The organism is Actinoplanes sp. NPDC051513, assembly GCF_044454685.1.
GTDB lineage: Bacteria > Actinomycetota > Actinomycetes > Mycobacteriales > Micromonosporaceae > Actinoplanes.
On record NZ_JBITDW010000019.1, the window covers coordinates 1 to 17,891 of the forward strand.

At 69.5% G+C, this 17,891-nt stretch carries 16 protein-coding genes; 6 read left to right on the forward strand and 10 right to left on the reverse strand.

Annotation, left to right across the window (positions count from 1 at the left end):
- Positions 1 to 676: 676 nt before the first annotated feature.
- Positions 677 to 1,213, reverse strand: coding sequence for a hypothetical protein (locus ACIA5D_RS38195; protein WP_396035367.1), 537 nt, complete (start codon positions 1,211 to 1,213; stop codon positions 677 to 679).
- Positions 1,214 to 1,608: 395 nt separating this feature from the next.
- The gene (locus tag ACIA5D_RS38200) at positions 1,609 to 2,100 is read right to left on the reverse strand and encodes a hypothetical protein (RefSeq protein WP_396035368.1); all 492 of its coding nucleotides are present in this window, start codon (positions 2,098 to 2,100) and stop codon (positions 1,609 to 1,611) included.
- A gap of 282 nt (positions 2,101 to 2,382) precedes the next feature.
- Here ACIA5D_RS38200 and ACIA5D_RS38205 point away from each other — a divergent pair, with 282 nt between their 5' ends.
- Entirely contained in the window at positions 2,383 to 2,844 is a 462-nt protein-coding gene (locus ACIA5D_RS38205; RefSeq protein WP_396035369.1) for a tyrosine-type recombinase/integrase, read from the forward strand.
- Positions 2,845 to 2,925: 81 nt separating this feature from the next.
- On the opposite strand, the gene glnA is transcribed toward ACIA5D_RS38205, so the two are convergent.
- Positions 2,926 to 4,350 (reverse strand): type I glutamate--ammonia ligase, encoded by a 1,425-nt coding sequence (gene glnA / locus ACIA5D_RS38210; protein WP_396035491.1) that lies wholly within the window; start codon positions 4,348 to 4,350, stop codon positions 2,926 to 2,928.
- A gap of 215 nt (positions 4,351 to 4,565) precedes the next feature.
- On the opposite strand from glnA, the gene ACIA5D_RS38215 reads away from it, so the two are divergent.
- A complete protein-coding gene (locus ACIA5D_RS38215) occupies positions 4,566 to 4,976 on the forward strand; it encodes an RDD family protein (protein ID WP_396035370.1) in 411 nt (136 codons plus the stop codon).
- Positions 4,977 to 5,034: 58 nt separating this feature from the next.
- On the opposite strand, the gene ACIA5D_RS38220 is transcribed toward ACIA5D_RS38215, so the two are convergent.
- Complete coding sequence (locus tag ACIA5D_RS38220; protein WP_396035371.1) at positions 5,035 to 5,727, reverse strand: DUF4191 domain-containing protein; 693 nt, start codon at positions 5,725 to 5,727, stop codon at positions 5,035 to 5,037.
- Between the two features lie 133 nt (positions 5,728 to 5,860).
- Between ACIA5D_RS38220 and ACIA5D_RS38225 the strand changes: the two genes are divergently transcribed.
- Positions 5,861 to 6,085 (forward strand): hypothetical protein, encoded by a 225-nt coding sequence (locus ACIA5D_RS38225; protein ID WP_396035372.1) that lies wholly within the window; start codon positions 5,861 to 5,863, stop codon positions 6,083 to 6,085.
- Between the two features lie 41 nt (positions 6,086 to 6,126).
- Positions 6,127 to 8,994, forward strand: a complete 2,868-nt coding sequence (locus ACIA5D_RS38230) for an AAA family ATPase (RefSeq protein WP_396035373.1) — start codon at positions 6,127 to 6,129, stop codon at positions 8,992 to 8,994.
- Between the two features lie 138 nt (positions 8,995 to 9,132).
- Here the strand turns inward: ACIA5D_RS38230 and ACIA5D_RS38235 are convergent, their stop codons facing one another.
- Complete coding sequence (locus ACIA5D_RS38235) at positions 9,133 to 10,173, reverse strand: hypothetical protein (RefSeq protein ID WP_396035374.1); 1,041 nt, start codon at positions 10,171 to 10,173, stop codon at positions 9,133 to 9,135.
- Positions 10,174 to 10,498: 325 nt separating this feature from the next.
- Positions 10,499 to 11,395 (reverse strand): lipoyl synthase, encoded by an 897-nt coding sequence (gene lipA / locus ACIA5D_RS38240; protein ID WP_396035492.1) that lies wholly within the window; start codon positions 11,393 to 11,395, stop codon positions 10,499 to 10,501.
- Between the two features lie 390 nt (positions 11,396 to 11,785).
- On the opposite strand from lipA, the gene aspS reads away from it, so the two are divergent.
- Together aspS and ACIA5D_RS38250 are read left to right on the forward strand one after the other, a co-directional pair.
- Positions 11,786 to 13,039, forward strand: coding sequence for an aspartate--tRNA(Asn) ligase (gene aspS, locus ACIA5D_RS38245; RefSeq protein ID WP_396035375.1), 1,254 nt, complete (start codon positions 11,786 to 11,788; stop codon positions 13,037 to 13,039).
- A gap of 9 nt (positions 13,040 to 13,048) precedes the next feature.
- Positions 13,049 to 14,224: a PQQ-binding-like beta-propeller repeat protein gene (locus tag ACIA5D_RS38250; RefSeq protein ID WP_396035376.1), complete on the forward strand. Its 1,176-nt coding sequence runs from the start codon at positions 13,049 to 13,051 to the stop codon at positions 14,222 to 14,224.
- 7 nt (positions 14,225 to 14,231) lie between these two features.
- On the opposite strand, the gene ACIA5D_RS38255 is transcribed toward ACIA5D_RS38250, so the two are convergent.
- Genes ACIA5D_RS38255 through ACIA5D_RS38270 form a run of 4 tightly spaced genes read right to left on the reverse strand, consistent with a single transcriptional unit; the run spans position 14,232 to position 17,873 of the window.
- Positions 14,232 to 15,137, reverse strand: coding sequence for an arginase family protein (locus ACIA5D_RS38255; protein WP_396035377.1), 906 nt, complete (start codon positions 15,135 to 15,137; stop codon positions 14,232 to 14,234).
- A gap of 59 nt (positions 15,138 to 15,196) precedes the next feature.
- The gene (locus ACIA5D_RS38260) at positions 15,197 to 15,361 is read right to left on the reverse strand and encodes a peptide ABC transporter substrate-binding protein (RefSeq protein ID WP_396035378.1); all 165 of its coding nucleotides are present in this window, start codon (positions 15,359 to 15,361) and stop codon (positions 15,197 to 15,199) included.
- Positions 15,361 to 15,990, reverse strand: a complete 630-nt coding sequence (lipB, locus tag ACIA5D_RS38265; protein WP_396035379.1) for a lipoyl(octanoyl) transferase LipB — start codon at positions 15,988 to 15,990, stop codon at positions 15,361 to 15,363. Before lipB ends, ACIA5D_RS38260 begins: the two co-directional genes overlap by 1 nt.
- Before the next feature lie 20 nt (positions 15,991 to 16,010).
- Positions 16,011 to 17,873 (reverse strand): DUF2079 domain-containing protein, encoded by a 1,863-nt coding sequence (locus ACIA5D_RS38270; protein WP_396035380.1) that lies wholly within the window; start codon positions 17,871 to 17,873, stop codon positions 16,011 to 16,013.
- Positions 17,874 to 17,891: the final 18 nt, after the last annotated feature.

Below are 17,891 nucleotides of genomic sequence, written 5' to 3' on the forward strand. Positions count from 1 at the left end.
GGGGGGGCCCCCCCCGGGGGGGGGGGGGGGGGGGCCCCCCCCCCCCCCCCCGGCCCCCCCCCCCCCCCCCGGCCCGATTGCCTCTGGCGCGTGGCGGGGAGCCTCTTCCCTGAGTGCCCGCCGGAGGCATGCCCCAAATGCGGGGTCCGGGGCAGCCGGCCCCGGCCGCCGGAGGCTGCACGGTTCGCCGATCCGGACGGCCGAACTGACGACCTCTTACGTGTCAACTAGGTCAGGATCGGGCCACTACGTCGACGTTCTGTTATACGCCCTGGTAGCAGGCATGGTCTCCGTTGGTCTAGGCATGCGGTGGTGGGGGCGCTTCGCAAGGTCGTCTCCCAGATTTCTCCCAGCGCGTGCAATAGGGAGAGGCTCAGACGGCTCAGCCAAAAACCATCATGCCGCCGAACCGCGCACCTAGAGTCCGAACTGCGAGCGTCCCACGAGATGAAGGCGCAACACCGCCGTATCGACGCGAGGACTCCGGTCCAGGACGCCCACGTGAATCGCCTGGCTCTTCCGCCATGATCATTGGCTTGGGGCGAAGAGACGTGGGGGTCTGACAGCAACGGTGACAGCAACCGGCCCGGACGTTGAGGACCAGGCCGACGTCTTGCCGGACGAACGTCCGAGGTCACATCCACGGACGGACGAGTACGGACGACCCGCCCAAGACTTACAAGCGAGGGGTCGTTGGCTCGTCGGCCTGGATCTTCGCGTCAACTTCGGGGCCGCCGACGACTACATCCGGGGAGGTGGACGCACTATCAGCGAAGCCAATCACGTCTGCTCGGGCCGCTCTTTGGAGACGCTGGATAAGTTCGACGTATATGTCGAGCTGGAAGCGTTCTCCCCGCCAAAACACGCTGTCCGTATAGTCTAGAATGTCGTTGGCGACATGCAGCACCGATGCTTCGGCTAGCAAGACCATCGTTGTGAACTTGTCCCACAGCTCACGCCGCACTGCCAGCTTCGTTGGCTCGTCTGGCAACGGATTCGAGTAAAGGGTTGCTCGGACCCGGCCTGCGGCAATATAGAACCTGGAATAGGCCTCGATACGTTCCTTGTGGAGACGGTATTTGTCGTCGCGAGCATACTGCACATTACGGGCGCGATCAGCAGCTCGTATTTGGGTGCGCGCCCCTACCCAGGTTCCAACGGTTCCGATCACTCCTCCGGCAGCAGCCAGTGCGAGTGACTCCCATATAGCCATCGGACTCCCGTCAACTACGTGTGCGGTGCTGCTGGAACGCTATCAGTGGTCTGGTCTTATCGGCTCCGTCCTGTGTGGCGGTCCGCTTGAAGCTGGGGCGCATCAGAACCTAACAGCAATGAGGACAGCAACCGTGATGGACCGGGGCGGCGGATCTCCCTGTACAGCAGCGAGCCGGACGGGACCGCCGCAGGCCCATCGACCTCGCACGCAACCTGATCCAACCGGTCCGCCCGGACTCCCTCGGTCGCGGGTGAGTGACCAACTGAGTGACAACCGGGGTGCCTGACGCTGGACGTCAGTGGACGGCGGAGGACTTTCGCCGCAGGTCAGCAACGTATCCGTCAAGGTCGAAGAGCGCTGCTGGTTGCCTGGGGGTCAAGAGGTCATCGTTGCTACCGCCAGTCCGGGCGCTTGTCGGTCCGCTTGTATCGCGCCAGCGCATCCTCATGAGATTCCCGGTACCAGGTAGGTAGATCTTGCAGAAGTTCCATCCGGATTATCTCTCGGATTTCGCCCTTGAGATTGCTACGAATGCGATCAGGTTCCATCTCACCTTTTACGTTTTCTGGAAACATCCAGTCGACAACTTTGTCTCTTACTAGCTCCGAGCCGAAGGCGTCAAGCTGTGGGACAATGTCATTCCAGCGTTTCTGAACTTCGCCCGCATTTAACGAGCTTTCCGAGGATTTCGACGATTCTTCGAGTAAGCCAAGAAGGCCGACGTATAGATCGGATCGCTTCTCCCACAACCTGGTTTCGTCTGAAGCTCTTCGTTGGCGTTCGAACATTGCTCTATTCGATCGCCATGCAAAATAGACAGCACTGACGCCGACGATAGTCGAGCCAAGCGCGGTGATAATCGCCGCGACGATCTGCGAAGTCATTGGCACATTATGATAACGAGGACCAGCCAAGTCGAGACCGCCCAACCGGCGCGACACCTCACAGCTCGACCAACTATGCCGCCGGAAGGAGCCGGAAGAACGAGCACGAGCCGAGTACGGCGGCCGAGTGACTAACTGAGTGACAACCAGGTTCCACGCATGTGGACGTCCGTGGACGAAGATGGACTTGTCCGCGCAGCTCAGGCCCCCTGTTGATCTCAGGTCAACGGCCTGCGATCATTCCTTGACACGGAAGCGGTCAGCAACTCAAGATCTTGCAAGATGTCATCGAGGCGGTACGCCCGGACGGTGGAACTTCCGGACGTCGTTGCGGCGGCGCTCCGGGAACACCTGATGAGTGTCCCGGGTCCTGTCGAGGTCGACGACGACACCGACCCGCGTCGCACAGTCCGTCGTTCTGCTGCGCTCGTGTTCCGTGGGGCAGACGGCAATCCCGTGATCGCGTCGACCTTTTCTCGTACCTGGACGCCAGTACGGGCGAGGGTAGGCCTGCCGATGCGGTGGGGATTCCACGGCCTCCGGCACTACTACGCGACGTTGCTGATCCATGCCGGAGCAAGCGTCAAGACGGTGCAGCTGGCACTCGGCCACTCCACACCGACGATCACCCTCAACGAGTACGTCCACGAGTGGCCCGACGCTCTGGACCGCACCCGATCGTTGGTCGACGGGGCGCTCGGGAAACGCGAAACGGCGGCCACGTCGGCTGGGAGCCGAGCATGACCGCCGTTCCTCAGGTTGTACCCGAGTTGTACCCAAGATCAGATCAGCAGACGTTTCCGCTGGTCACGAGGGTGGAGCAGGTCAGACGTTGTAGTACATCTCGAACTCGTGCGGGGTCGGGCGGAGGCGGACCGGGTCGATTTCGTTGGTTCGCTTCCAGTCGATCCAGGTGGAGATCAGGTCGTCGGTGAAGACGCCGCCGGCCGTGAGGAACTCGTGGTCGGACTCCAGGGAGTTGAGCACGGCGTCGAGCGAGCCGGGGACCTGCTTGACGCTGCCCCACTCCTCCGGCGGGAGGTCGTACAGGTCCTTGTCGATCGGGGCCGGGGGCTCGATCTTGTTCTTGATGCCGTCGAGGCCCGCCATCATCTGGGCGGCGAAGGACAGGTACGGGTTGCTCGACGGGTCGGGCACGCGGAACTCGACCCGCTTGGCCTTCGGGTTGCTGCCCGTCACCGGGATGCGGGTGCAGGCCGAGCGGTTGCGCTGGGAGTAGACCAGGTTGACCGGGGCCTCGAAGCCGGGCACGAGGCGCCGGTAGGAGTTGACGGTCGGGTTGGTGAACGCCAGCAGGCTGGGCGCGTGGTGGAGCAGGCCGCCGATGTACCAGCGGGCCGTGTCCGACAGGCCGGCGTAGCCGGTCTCGTCGTAGAACAGGGGCTCGCCGCCCAGCCAGAGGCTCTGGTGGGTGTGCATGCCCGAGCCGTTGTCGCCGAACAGCGGCTTCGGCATGAAGGTCGCGGTCTTGCCGTGCTCCCAGGCGGTGTTCTTGATGATGTACTTGAACAGCTGCATCTGGTCGCCGGCGTGCAGCAGGGTCGAGAACTTGTAGTTGATCTCGGCCTGGCCCGCGGTGCCGACCTCGTGGTGCGAGCGCTCGACGGTGAAGCCGGCCTCGAGCAGGCGGCGGACCATCGAGTCGCGCAGGTCGGAGTAGTGGTCGAGCGGCGCCACCGGGAAGTAGCCGCCCTTGTACGCGGTCTTGTAGCCGCGGTTGCCGCCCTCTTCCTCGCGGCCCGAGTTCCAGGCGCCCTCGATCGAGTCGATGTGGTAGAACGCCTCGTTGGGGCCGGTCGAGTGGCGGATCGAGTCGAAGATGTAGAACTCCGCCTCGGCGCCGAAGTACGCGGTGTCGGCGATGCCGCTGGAGGCCAGGTAGGTCTCGGCCTTCTTCGCCACGTTCCGCGGGTCACGCGAGTAGGCCTCGCGGGTGAACGGGTCGTGGATGAAGAAGTTCAGCGCCAGCGTCTTCTGCTGACGGAACGGGTCGATGAAGGCCGTCGTGACGTCCGGCAGCAGCATCATGTCGGACTCGTGGATGGCCTGGAACCCTCGGATGGACGAACCGTCGAAGGCGAGACCGTCGGTGATGACGCTGTCGTCGAACGATTCCACCGGGGTGTTGAAGTGCTGCATCACACCGGGAAGGTCACAGAACCGTACGTCGACGAACTTGACGTCCTCGTCCTTGAGGTATCGCAGGAGTTCCTCGGGATTGGCGAACAACACGTCCTCCTGGCACATGATTCGTTACCGGGCGGCGTGGATCCGCCGCGTGGCTAGGCTGGTCGCGACGCTATGGGGCGGGAGTTGCCCAGGCGTATCCCTATTGTTTCCGTCGTGTTACGGAGTCGGCTAGCAGGCCGCGATCCCTGCGAGGCTATCGCGTCGTCACCGCCTGCGCGCCCGGTCGCCGAAACCTCCCCGGTTACGCTGGCCTCATGGCCACCACCAGCGACCCGAAGCCACCCGCGCTCGATCTGACCACCACCGAGGTGGCGTCGTTCGGGCGGCGGCTGGTGGGGCTGCTGATCGACTGGGCCGCGGCCACGCTGGTCGCCAGCTTCCTGGTCGACAGCCTGGCCCGTAACCCGTGGCCGCAGCTGATCGTCTTCGTGCTCGCCCACGCGTTCTTCGTCGGCCTCTTCGGACAGACGCTCGGGATGACGCTGGCCCGGGTCAGGTGCGTGTCGATGGCGGACGGCGGGGCGATCGGGATTCCGCGGGCGCTGCTGCGCGGGGTGCTGCTGGGGCTGCTCATCCCCGCGATGATCTCCGATGGGGACGGTCGGGGGCTGCACGACCGGGCGGCCGGGTCGGTCATGGCGGCGGCGGTGCGGCGGGCTCAGTGAGGCGGGAACGGCCCGCGTTTCGGCGTGGGACGGTGCTCACCGCGTACGAAATCGGGGTTTATCTCTGGCGCTGCTGGCGGAACGCGCCCTTCGCAGGCCGCATGTTCTTCGGGATCGCGCCCTTGGGCATCTGGGGGCGGGCCATGAGGGCGCCGAGGCGCTTGTCGAGAGCGTTGACGTCTTTGCCCGTGAGGTTGCGCGGCAGGCGCATCAGCGTGGAGCGCAGCTTGCGCACCGAGAGCTGGCCTTCCTCGGTGCCCACGACGAAGTCGTAGAGCGGGGCGTTGCCGATCACCTTGGACAGGCGCTTCTTCTCTTGGCCGAGCAGGCCACGGACGCGCTGCGGGTTGCCCTCGGCGAGCAGGATCACGCCGGGGCGGCCGATCACCACGTGCACCATGTCGAAGCTGGTGGTGGAGCTGGCGGCGGGGCGGACGCGCCAGTCGCCGCGCATGTTCTCGACCAGCTGGGCCGCGGCGCCGGCCTGGCCCTCGGCGACATTCATCATCGCCGTGTTGGACCGCAGGTTGAGCACGATCACGGCGGCCAGCAGGGTGACCATGAGGCCGACCGGGATCCAGATGTAGCCACCCGTCAGGAGAACGACGAGCACGGTGAGCGCGACCGGGATCAGAACCGCGGCGACGAGCAGCGGAACGAACCACTTGTCCTGCTTTGCCGTGAACGAGAACACCTGACCGATCTGCTTCAGGCGTTCGACGAACGACACCTTCTCCTGCGCTTGTGCCATAACTCGGAAGTGTAGTGGTGCGGTGGTGCCTTACGCGGGCCGGGCACCTGCCGAGAGCCCTAGTAAGGAGGGTACGGGGGAGGAAATGAGGAGGCTGCCTCATGTGTGGGGGGTGCCTTCGGGCGAAGAGTCGATGACATCAGCGAACGACCTCTTCGAAAGGCAGCCCGGGATGTTCCCCTACAGCGACCCGAACACGACCCTCGACCTGCACCGCCAGCGGGTGGCCGAGATGATCCGCGTAGCCGCCGATCACGAGCGCGCCCGGACCGCCCAGGCCAATCGGCCGCGCCGCTTCGGAAGGTGGCGGAGCAAGGAACAGAAGGGGCGTGGGGGCCACGTGACCGCCACCGCATGAGCGCCGAAAAAGGGACGCGATTCTTGTCGTACCCCCATGGCATGCTCGACCTCATGACGGCACACGCGCACAGCGAGGTCCTCGTCGGCCGAGAGGCCGACCTGGGCGCGCTGCGCGATGCGCTGAAACGAGCCCGTTCCGCCGAGCCGTCCACCGTCCTGGTGGGCGGCGAGGCGGGGGTGGGCAAGACCCGGCTGATGGAAGAGTTCCGCCGCGGCCTCGCCGGCGAGCCGGTGCGGGTGCTGACCGGCCAGTGTCTCGAGCTCGGCGAGGAAGGCCTGCCCTTCGCGCCGTTCGCCGCCGCCGTCCGCGAGCTGGTGCGTTCCGAGGGCATGGCCGTGCTCGACGGGCGCGAGCGCGAGTTCGCCCGGCTGCTGCCCGAGCTCGGCCCGCCGCCCGAGCCCGGCGATGCCCGTCGCGGCCTGCTCTTCGAATCGGTCGGCGCGCTGCTCGAAAGAGTCGGGGGCGAGCAGCCCGTCGTTCTGATCATCGAAGACCTGCACTGGGCCGACCGCGCCACCCGCGACCTCATCGCGTTCCTGGTGCGCTCGGCCCGGGTGCCGCAGATGCTGCTGATCGGCACCTACCGCACCGACGAGCTGCAGCGCGGGCATCCGCTGCGGCCGTTCCTGGCCGAGCTCGACCGGGTGCGCGGCGTGCAGCGGCACGAACTGGGCCGGCTCGACCGCGAGGGCACGGCCGAGATGCTCACCCAGATCCTCGGCGCCGAGCCGCGCGACGCCACGGTCGACGCGGTCAACGAGCGCGCCCAGGGCAACCCCTTCTTCATCGAGCAGTTCGCGGCGGCCGCCGACCCCGCCTGCGGCGACATCCCGACCAGCCTGCGCGACCTGCTGCTCTCCCGGGTCGACCTGCTGCCCGAGCCGGCCCAGCGGGTGCTGCGGGTGGCGGCGGTCGGCGGCACCAAGTTCGGGCACGACCTGCTCTTCCGGGTCGCCGGGATGGACGAGGGCGCCCTCGAGTCGGCGCTGCGGTCCGTCGTCGCGGCCCAGCTGATCGTGTTCGACCCCGATGGCGGCTACGAGTTCCGGCACGCGCTGGTGCGCGAGGCCGTCCACGACGACCTGCTGCCGGGCGAGCACGCCCGGATGCACGCGCGCTACGCCGAGGCGGTCGAGCAAGATCCGTCGCTGGTGTCGGCCGGGCGGGCCCCGGCCGAGATCGCCCACCACTGGCACGCCGCGCGCGATCACGCGCGGGCGCTGGTCTCGGCCAAGAAGGCGGCTGACGAGGCGGGGCACAGCTTCGCGTACGGCGAGCAGGCCGGTCTCCTCGACCGCGTGCTGGAGCTGTGGGAAGACGTGCCCGAGGCCGCGACGCTGCTCGGGATCGGGCACCTCGACCTGCTGGAAGAGGCGGCGATGGTCGCCATCGACTCCGGCGACCACATGCGGGCGCTCACCCTGACCCGGGTCGCCCTCGGCGACCTCGACGCCGAGGCCGAGCCGATGCGCGCGGCCCGCCTGCTGCTGCGGCGGGCCAAGCTGCTGCGCAACGCGGGCAAGAGCGACGGGGCGGCCGAGTGTCGAGAGGCGCATCGGCTGCTCGGGCTCGCGCCGCACGGTCCCGGCCGGGTGCGGCTGCTGGCCGACCTTGCGCACGTCTACTCGGGCATCGACGGGGAACGGGCCACCGAGATCGCGCAGGAGGCCAAGACGGCCGCCGCCGACGAGGGCGATCTGGCGACGCTGGTCGCGGCCGAGGTGATCTTCGGCGAGGTGTGCGCGGGGCGGATGCCGCCCGAGGAGGCGCTGCCGACGATGTACGCGGCGGCCGAGCGCGCCCGGGCGGCCGGCGACCTGTCCAGCCTCTCGCACTCGCTGGTCAACATCTCCGATTCGCTCTACGAGCTCGGGCGCTACGAAGAGTCCGCGGCGACGGCCGCCGAGGGGGTTCCGGACGCCGACCGGATCGGGGTCAGCCGGACGACCGGGGTGTTCCTGCTGGCCAACCACGCCGAGGCGCTGATCGCGCTCGGGCGGTGGAACGAGGCCGACGCGCGGCTGGCCGAGGCCGCCCGACATGACCCGCCGGGGCGGCTGGCGCTGCCGTGGCTGCGGCTGCGGGCCTGGCTGCGGCTGGCGCGGGGAACCGACGGGGCGGAAACGCTGGTCCACCGGGCCGCGATGTGGCTGGGTAAGCCGTATGTGCAGGCCGAGAACCGGCTCTACCTGCAAGATCTGCGCATTCTGATGGCGCTGGAATCGGGAGATCCGGTCGCGGCGGCCGAGGTCGCGCGGGCGGCAGTGGTGGAGCCGTGTGTGTTCGAGCGACCCCGGTACGGGTGGCCGATGCTGCTGTCGTCGGCCCGGGCCGCGATGGCGGCGCCGGGTGAGGAAGAGCTGGCACGGAAGATCGCGGACGTCGCGGGACGGCTGCCGCGCCTCTACCCGGCCGAAATGGCCTATGCGGCCCAGGTCGACGCGGTGCTGGGCGGCGGCGAGGAGCGGTGGCGGGCCGCCGCGGAGGCCTGGCGGGCCGATGGGCATCGGTACGAGCTCGCGGCGGCGCTGCTCGGGCTCGCCGAGGCGCAGGCGTCGTCGCGCGGGGTGGCGGCCGAGACGTTGAGCGAGGTCAACGCGATCGCCGACGAACTGGGGGCGGCGCCGCTGCTGGAGGCGGCCGACACGCTGGCCCGGCGGCTGGGGCTGCGATCGCCGGGGGCGGCCGTGGCGGTGGCGGCGGGGACGGAGATCTTGACGGCCCGGGAACGGGAAGTGCTGCGGCTCGTGGCCGAGGGGCAGAGCAACGGCCGAATCGCCGCAAGTCTGTACATATCGCCCAAGACGGCGTCGGTGCACGTTTCGCGGATCATCGCGAAGCTCGAGGTGGCCAATCGGGGCGAGGCAGCGGCCGTCGCCCATCGGCTGGGGCTGCTCGACGACTGAGCGGGCCGCGCCGGGTAATGGTGCCTCGGGGCGAGCTGGGCGTCGGGCGGGCTCGGTGTCGGGACGGGGCCGAGGCTTGGCGCGGGTTCAGGCGAGGCTGCGGCTCAGGCGAGGCTGCGGTTCAGGCGAGGCTGCGGTTCAGGCGAGGCTGCGGTTGAGGCGGACCAGGTAGGTGATGGCCGCTACGCCGGTTCCGATCATCAGCAGGCCGATGGCTATGGCGATGATGCTGCCGGTGCCCATGCCGGTCTTGGACAGCGCCGTCGAAGCGGTCGTGTCGTCGGGGAACGTGGCATAGACGGCGGGGGCCTCGGTGTAGGTGGGGCCGGGCGAGCTCGACGGTGAGGCCGAAGGCGAAGGGGAGACCGTTGCGGGGCCCGTGGTCGTCGGCCGGGTCGCCGGGATCTGCGGGGTGGCGGCCCGGGTGGGGCCCGCGGTCGGCGAAACCGTGCAGGTGGTGGGGGCGCGCCAGGCGGCCACGTGGGTGGTGAAGCTGCTGTCGCGGACGGTCAGCGTCTGTGACTTGGCGACCTTGATGCTGGTGGAGCGGCCGGGGGACAGGCGGATGCGGCGGCTTCCCGTCATGAAGACGGCCGTGGCGTTGGCGTCGGCGGCGTTCGCCAGGGTGGCGGTGAAGGTGCCGTCGCAGGCCATGGCGTAGGTGATCGTGGGGGCGGGGGCGCACGCGGTCGCCCCGCCGGTGTGCCAGGCCAGGGCGCCGGTAGAGCGGGCTCCCAAGCCCGACTTCGAGCCCAGCTTGGCGGTGGCGTAGGGGGCCGCAGTGCTGGTGGCCTCGGTCTGGATGGCGGTGCCGAAGAACGCGTCGACCTGGGCATAGCAGGCGGGGACGGCGACCCTGAGCGTCAGGCTGCGCTTCGCCGAGGTGATCGTGCCGCCGGCGGAGTCGTAGATGAACTGGCTCGCCGCCGTGCCGGGCGCTCCGGACGCGGTGTAGGACGCCAGGGTCACGGGCTGCGACTGACCAGCGCAGAGGGGGTGGGTCGCGGTGATCGTCAGGGTGCCGGCCGCGCCGTTGAAGGAATGGCGGTAGGTGGCCGTCGAGGACGAGACACAGGCTGCGGCCTTGGTGGAGGCCGAGACGCCGGTCGCCGCCGCGGGGGCGGCCGAGAGGGCCAGGGCGGATGCCATGCCGGCCAGGACGAGCAGCAACCGGCGCACGGTTCGGCCCCCAACGTTGGTCGTCTGGGGGCGGTCTCACCACTGACTCGCCGGGCCGTGGAACGGTGACCGAAGTGAGGCTCGGCCCGGGTCTGCATCTCCCCGCCGGGTTGGTTTGTCCCGACTGGTCGAGGTTAGGCAGGGTTGATGGGCATTGCCAAGGGCCGATCACGCTGCGTGATCGCCTGAATAAAAGGGGCAAGCCCGATAAGTCGCCGTCGGGGTGGAGATCGGGACGGCCGTCCGGATCGGGGGTGTCGCGAATCACCCCGGACAGACAGCGATGCCCCGGCCTGAGGCCGGGGCATCGGATGCGTAAGGGGTCTTAGCCGCGGGCCTCGAGGGCCTGCTTGTAGAGACGCCCGGCGCGGTACGACGAGCGGACCAGCGGCCCGCTCATGACGCCGGCGAAGCCGATCTGCTCGGCCTCCTCGCGAAGCTCGACGAACTCTTCCGGCTTGACCCACCGCTCGACCGGGTGGTGCCGAGGCGTCGGCCGGAGGTACTGCGTGATCGTCAACAGCTCGCACCCCGCGGCGTGCAGGTCGCGCAGGGCCTGGGAGATCTCGGCCCGCTCCTCGCCCATGCCGAGGATCAGGTTGCTCTTGGTGACCAAGCCGGCCGCGCGGGCCTGGGTGATCACGTCGAGGGAGCGCTCGTAGCGGAAGCCCGGGCGGATGCGCTTGAAGATGCGCGGGACCGTCTCGACGTTGTGCGCCAGCACCTCGGGCTCGCTGCCGAAGACCTCGGCCAGCTGGGCCGGGTCGGCGTTGAAGTCGGGGATCAGCAGCTCGACGCCGCAGCCGGGCTGGAGCTTGTGGATCTGGCGGACGGTCTCGGCGTACAGCCAGGCGCCGCCGTCGGGCAGATCGTCGCGGGCGACGCCGGTGACCGTCGCGTACCGCAGGCCCATGGTGGCGACGGACTCGCCGACCCGGCGCGGCTCGTCGGCGTCGAACTCGGCCGGCTTACCCGTGTCGATCTGGCAGAAATCGCACCGGCGGGTGCACTGGTCGCCGCCGATCAGGAAGGTAGCCTCGCGATCTTCCCAGCACTCGTAGATGTTGGGACAGCCCGCCTCCTGGCAGACCGTGTGCAGGCCTTCCTTCTGCACCAGGCCCCGCATCTGGGTGTATTCCGGGCCCATCTTGGCCTTGACCTTGATCCACGGCGGCTTCCGCTCGATGGGAGTTTCGGCGTTGCGCGCTTCGATGCGCAGCATGCGGCGGCCCTCGGGAGCAATAGTCACAGCCCCGAGATTACGCCTGAATAGGTCGCTGCCTAGACAGGGGCGACGAGGCTCACTCGGCCCGCGATGTGACCGCGCTCACTCCGCATGCTGGTAATTCGCTTTCCTTGCCCGTTGCCTGCCGTTAACCTGCCGCGAACGGCTGTGAAGGAACCGAGTAGCACCCCGATCCGCCGGCCGAGAGAGCCGTCCGGCAGCTGTGAAGGATGGCCCGCGCGCCGGGGTGTGAAGACAGTCCCGAGCCGGGCAAGACCAAAGAGGCGCCCGCACAAAACGGGCGCGAAGGTGTGGTGGCACCGCGAGGATCCCGCTCGCCCACACCTCCCTGGGGCCGCGTTGCAGACACCAGAGGAGGTTCCACCAATGCAACGCATCCTCTCCACCGAGCTCGCCGCGCACGCGGGCGAGACCGTGACCATCGCCGGCTGGGTACACCGCCGGCGAATGCTCAAATCGGTGTCCTTCCTGATCGTCCGGGACGCCGAGGGTCTCGCCCAGGTTGTCGTGCGGCACAGTGAGGCCGAGGCGCTGACCGAGCAGAGCGTGGTCGAGATCGTCGCCACGGTCACCCCCAACGAGCAGGCGCCGGGTGGGGTCGAGCTGACCTCGCCGAGCATCCGGGTGCTGTCCGCTGTGGACGTACCTCTGCCGTTCGAAACACATCGCCCCACGCTCGGCGCGAGTCTGCCCACCCAGCTCGACCATGCCGCGCTTTCGCTGCGACATCCGGTGCGGCGGCAGGCGTTGCGGGTCGCGGCCGCGGCTTCCGCCGGATTTCGTACGGCGTTGACCGAGCACCGTTTCGTCGAGATCCACACGCCCAAGATCGTGGGATCCTCGACCGAGTCCGGCGCCGACGTGTTCCGGATCGACTACTTCGGTCGCCCCGGCTACCTGGCGCAGTCGCCGCAGTTCTACAAGCAGTTGATGGTCGGCGTCTTCGAGAGGGTCTTCGAGGTCGGCCCGGTGTTCCGCGCCGAGCCCAGCGACACCGCCCGCCACCTGGCCCAGTACACGTCGCTCGACGCCGAGATGGGCTTCGTGACCGACCATCGCGACGTGATGGCGACCCTCACCCGCACACTGGGCGTGATGATGGCAACCGTCGCCGACAGTGCCCGCGTCGAGGCGCCCAAGGTGCCGTCGGAGATCCCGTCGGTGTCGTTCGCCGAGGCGTTGCGAATCGTGGGCGCCCCGGAAGGCGAGGGCGACATGACGCCGGCGTACGAGCGGGCGCTGGGCGAGTGGGTGCTGCGCGAGCACGACTCCGAGTTCCTGTACGTGACCGGCTACCCGATGCGGAAGCGGCCCTTCTACACGCATCCCGACCCGGCGGCGCCCGCGTACTCGAACGGGTTCGACCTGCTCTTCCGCGGTCTCGAGATCGTGACCGGCGGGCAGCGGCTGCACCGGTACGACGACTACGTGGCCGCGCTGACCGCGGCCGGCGAGCCGCTCGAGCCGTACGAGGGATATCTCGACGGATTCCGGTACGGGATGCCGCCGCACGGCGGCTGGGCGATCGGCCTGGAACGTCTGGTGGCGCGGCTGCTCGGGGTGGCGAACGTGCGGGAGGTGACCGCGTTCCCGCGCGACCTGCACCGGATCGCGCCGTAGATTGTTGCCGTGCTGATCGACCTCGATGCGGCGCCGCCGTCGTCGCGGCCGCGGCTCGGGGTGCTCAAGGCCGTTCCGATGGTGCTGCTCCTGCTGGCGATCGGCGGGGCGGCGCCATCGGAGCGGGCCCGCATCGGCACGGCGATGGACACCGGGACGCGGACGGTCACGGCGCACCTGCTCGCCGCGGACGCGCTCTACACGGTGGACGCGACCGGGGTGCAGGCCGCTCCGCTGACGGCCGGCGGCCCGCGGTGGCGGACCGCGCTGACCGTGCAGCGGCCCCAGCTCAGGCTGGAGGGCGGCGGCTCGACGCTGGCCGTGTGGCGGGGGGAGCAGGGCGGGATCACGCTGCTGGACGCGCGGACGGGCCGGGAGCGCTGGCGCACCGACAACTTCAGCGTGGCCCAGGTGCTCGGCGACCGCATCGTCTACTGGCAGTTCGGTGACGGCGGCGGCGACGGGGTGCTCCGGATGGCCGACCTCGCCGACGGGCGGGTCCGGTGGCAGCGGGAGGCTTCGGCGCTGGCGCTCGAGGTCGATGCCGCGCGCCGGTACGTGCTCGCCGTCGACCGGCAGGGCCGGGGGACGGCGTACTCGGTCGCCGACGGCACACCGGTGTCGAACGGGCGGGATCTGGGCGTGGATCCGTACGCGTGGGGCATCGGCAACGCGCTCGATCTGAGCACGGCGGAGATCGTCGGGGACGCGCTCTACCTGCACTCGCAGACCTTCGTCGCCGCGTACGGGATGCCGGAGCTCACCCCGCGCTGGCGCGCCCGGATCCTCGCGCCGCAGTGGCTCAACCCCTGCGGCCCGCTGATCTGCGTGACCGGCGAGCGCGGGGCGAGCGCGCTCGACCCGGCCACCGGCCAGGTGCGGTGGACCAGCCCGCGGTGGCGCTCGATCGGGCCGGACGGGCTGGCGGTGGGCGCCGACTCGCGGGTGGCGTGGATCGATCCGGTGACCGGCACGGTGCGCTCGGAGCTGGGGCGCGGGGAGCTGGCGGGCGACTTGCTGCTGCGCTTCGACGGCGAGCGCACGGTGGTGACCCGGCTCGAGGACGGCGGATCGCTGGGGGTGCTGCCGTTGGGCGCGCCGGGGGAATGCGCGACGGCCGGGGAGTGGCTGGCCTGCCTGACCGGCGCCCCGACGGTGACGGTCTGGCGCTTCACGGTGCCCTGACGCCGGTTCAGCCGTTGGCGAGCTCGTCGAGGAACTGCACGATGCGTCGGGCCGCTCGCTGGTCGGGGTCCAGGTCGGTGTTGTAGACGCCTACGCCCAGTCCTCGGCATTTCGGGCTGCTCAGGGCTCGGCGGACGATGGTCGTGAGCTCATTCCAGCTGAGTCCGCCGGGCATGGTCGGGTCGCTCGCCGCGGCACAGGCCGAGAACTCGTCGCGGTGGAGAACGTCGAGGTCGATGTGGACCCACCAGCCGGGAGTAGTCCGGTCGAGGTGCTCGGTGGCCTCGGTGGCGAGCTGAGCGGCCTGCCCGTGCACAACCTCTGCCGGGTGCAGTCGCACGCGTTCCGCGATGGAGGGGACCGCGATGGCCCGGCGGTAACTTTCGTCGCGTTGACCGAGCATCACGATCGCGTCGGGGTCGACCGCGGGCAGGCGACGTCGCATCGACTCGGGGGCATCGTGACCGGTGAGCCCGAGCAGGAGCGCGATCTCCATGTTGGCGGCCTCGCCGTCGGGCGAGGAATCCATGGTGGTCGCGTCCTCGTGGGCGTCGATGAAGAGCAGGCCGGCGGCGCCCTGCTCGTCACGCAGCGCCGGGAGGGCGCCCAGCAGAACGGCGCAGTCCGCGCCGTAGAGCAGCGGAAAGCGCTGCTCGACGAGCGAGTTGCGGACGCTGCCGTAGACACCGTCGATCATGGCCAGCAGCGCGGCTTCGTTCGTGAACGTGCCGGCGCCTCGGGTCGGGTCGGGCGCCGGTGTCGTGACGTCGGCCGTCATGGTCCCGTCGGGCAGCGCCCTGGCCAGTCCCGCCTCGCGAAGCACGGGCGCCGCCTGCGCTTGACCGCGGGCTCGCCCCGAACCGTCAAAACACACGCCGATCAGATCCACCGCGCCGGGCCAACTCGACGACATCGACACATCATCGTCGCGGCGCGCAGGCCCAGGCAAACTTATCAAGATCGCCGGATGGCTCAGGTGAGGACGCCGATGGTCACGATGAGGACGATCGCGAGCGGGATGATCGTGGTGAGGACCAGGATGACCCAGGCGATGGAGTGGCCGAAGTTGAGCGCCACCCCGCCGCCCTTCTTGGGCACGAAGACCCGGCGGTCGCGCGGATCGCGATAGAGAGCCATCAGAGCAGCGTAGGCAGGTGCTTCTCGACCACCGGCAGCACCTCGGCCACCGGGACGTCCCGGCCGAGCTCGGCGCTCAGCGACGTCACCCCGGCGTCGCGGATTCCGCAGGGCACGAACCGGTCGTACGCCGACAGGTCGCAGTCGCAGTTGAGCGCGAACCCGTGCTGGGTCACCCCGCGCGCCACCCGGATGCCGATCGCCGCGATCTTGCGGTCGGGGCCGCGGTCGTCGGCGAGGACCCAGGCGCCGCTGCGCCCCTCGACCCGGTCGGTGGCGACGCCGAGCTCGGCGCACACGTTGATCAGCAGCTGCTCGACCCGGCGTACGTAGGCCACGACGTCGACGGGGTCGGCCAGGCGGAGGATCGGGTACCCGACCAACTGGCCCGGCCCGTGCCAGGTGATCTTGCCGCCGCGGTCGACGTCGACGACGGGGGTACCGTCCATCGGGCGGTCGGCGGGCTCGGTGCGCTTGCCCGCGGTGAAGACGCTGGGGTGTTCCAGCAGCAGGACGGTGTCGGGCTGGTCGCCCGCCACCACGGCGTCGTGCAGGCGGCGCTGCTCGGTCCAGGCCTCGCGGTAGTCGACCAGACCGGGACGCAGCACGGTGAGCGTGGAGGTTGTCACGCCCCCAAGATAACCCCGCGTCAACGATCGATCGGATCCACGCCCGGCCGGATGCGCCACACCAGCACGTCGTCGACCCGCTCGGGCTCACCCAGCAGGTCGGTCGCGGTGAGCTCGACCGCCGAGCGGTACAGCATCCCCCGAGCGCCGGTGATCTCGGCGGGCAGGAACACCGCGTCGACGCCCCAGTACTCGAAGTCGGCCCGCGACGTCGCCCGGTCCCAGTTCGTCAGCTCCGGCACGTAGCCGTACAGCGCGGCGCGCAGGAACAGCCAGTCGGTGCGGCGTGGCACCGCGCCGATGCGGCCCTTCTCGTCGGCTCCGCCGACATCGGGACCGAGGAAATACCCGTCCGGCATCCGGAACTGCCGACCCCCACGAGCCATCGTGTACGCCTGCCAGCGCTGGGAATCGGCGGCCACGTTGATCGCGAACGGCAGCGCCGTGAGCGTCCCGCCCTCGGGCACGTACCGCTTCCAGTCGCCGCTGGAGAGGAACTTCGGCTCGGGCGCGCGCGGCGACGTGAGCAGCGGCAGCGGGAAGAGCGGCAGCAGCGCGAAGGCGAGCGCGGCCGCGAACGGGGCGTGCGCCGGGTTCGGCGCGTCCGCCCGGTCGAGCAGCAGGTCGGCGAGCATCGCGAGGATCACGCCGAAGACGCCGACGAGCACCAGCGAGAACCGCAGCGGCAGGGCGGAATCGAACAGCGGCAGGCGCTGGAGCAGCGCGTACGGCAGCGGGATGTCGGTCTCGTTCCCGAAGATCCGCAGCCGCGGCCCGAAGGAGATCACCATGAAGACGACGCCGGTGATCGCGAGCGCCAGCAGCGTCGCCCGGCGCCCGGGGGCGGCCCGCCGCCAGAGCAGCACGAACGCCGCGACGAGCAGGATCATCAGCGGCAGACCGAAGAACGACGTCTGCTCGGTGGAGTTGGCCGCGAGGTTGTTGCCGAGCCCGACCTTGGCCGCGAGGGTGCGGTCGGAGTAGGAGAAATACGCCGCGATGTCCTCGGCGTAGTGCCGCTGGTTGAATCCCGTCCCGGCGAACGTCTGCGGCCCCGCGAAGTGCATGTACAACGGGTACGCCAGCAGCGCGAACGCCACCACGCCGGCGACGCCGAGCCCGGCCAGCACGGTCGGCAGCGTCTGCCGCGCCTCGGCCCGGTGCGCGCGGGGCGCCGACCAGGCGATCACGAAGACGCCGCCGGCCAGCGCGGTGAAGAACAGCCCTTCGGCGGCGACGGTGAACCCGCCGCCGAGGATCACGCCGAGGATCACGCCGTTGCGTAGCCAGCGCCCCTTCTGGCTCAGCTTCAGCAGCCACCAGAGCACCAGCGGGGCGATCCAGCCGGAGGTCCAGTTGAGGTGGCCGTTGGCGTGCGAGACGAAGCCGGGCGCGAAGCCGCAGAACAACCCGCCGATCGCGGCCGAGGCCCGGTTGCGGGTCACCCAGCGGTTGAGGAACAGGTACCAGGCGAAGGCGGAGCCGGCCAGGTTGAGTGTGAGGACCGTCGCGAACGTGACCTGCGGGCCGGCCAGGATCGTCAGCGGCGCGAACAGAACCGCGTCCACGGTGATCGACGTGTTCGCCGCCAGATTCACCCCGAGCGGCGCGTTCATCATGGTCGTGAAGAACGGATTGCCGCCGTCGCGCAGCACATGTACGCCGTACGCCAGCACCCACTCGAAGAAGGCCTGGTCGCCGACGTTCTCGCCGAGCACGCGGGTGTACGGCTGCCGCCACAAACCGTGGGTCACGTACAGCGCGAGGCCGAGCGCGACCACCGCCACGAGAAGGTGGGGCCGCCATCGGCGGAGAAGCGGGACCGGCCGCGGCGTGGCCGGGCGGTCCTCGGTGGCTTGGGGGGCGGGCGCGGCGACAGACATCAGCGGCAGGTTAGCAAG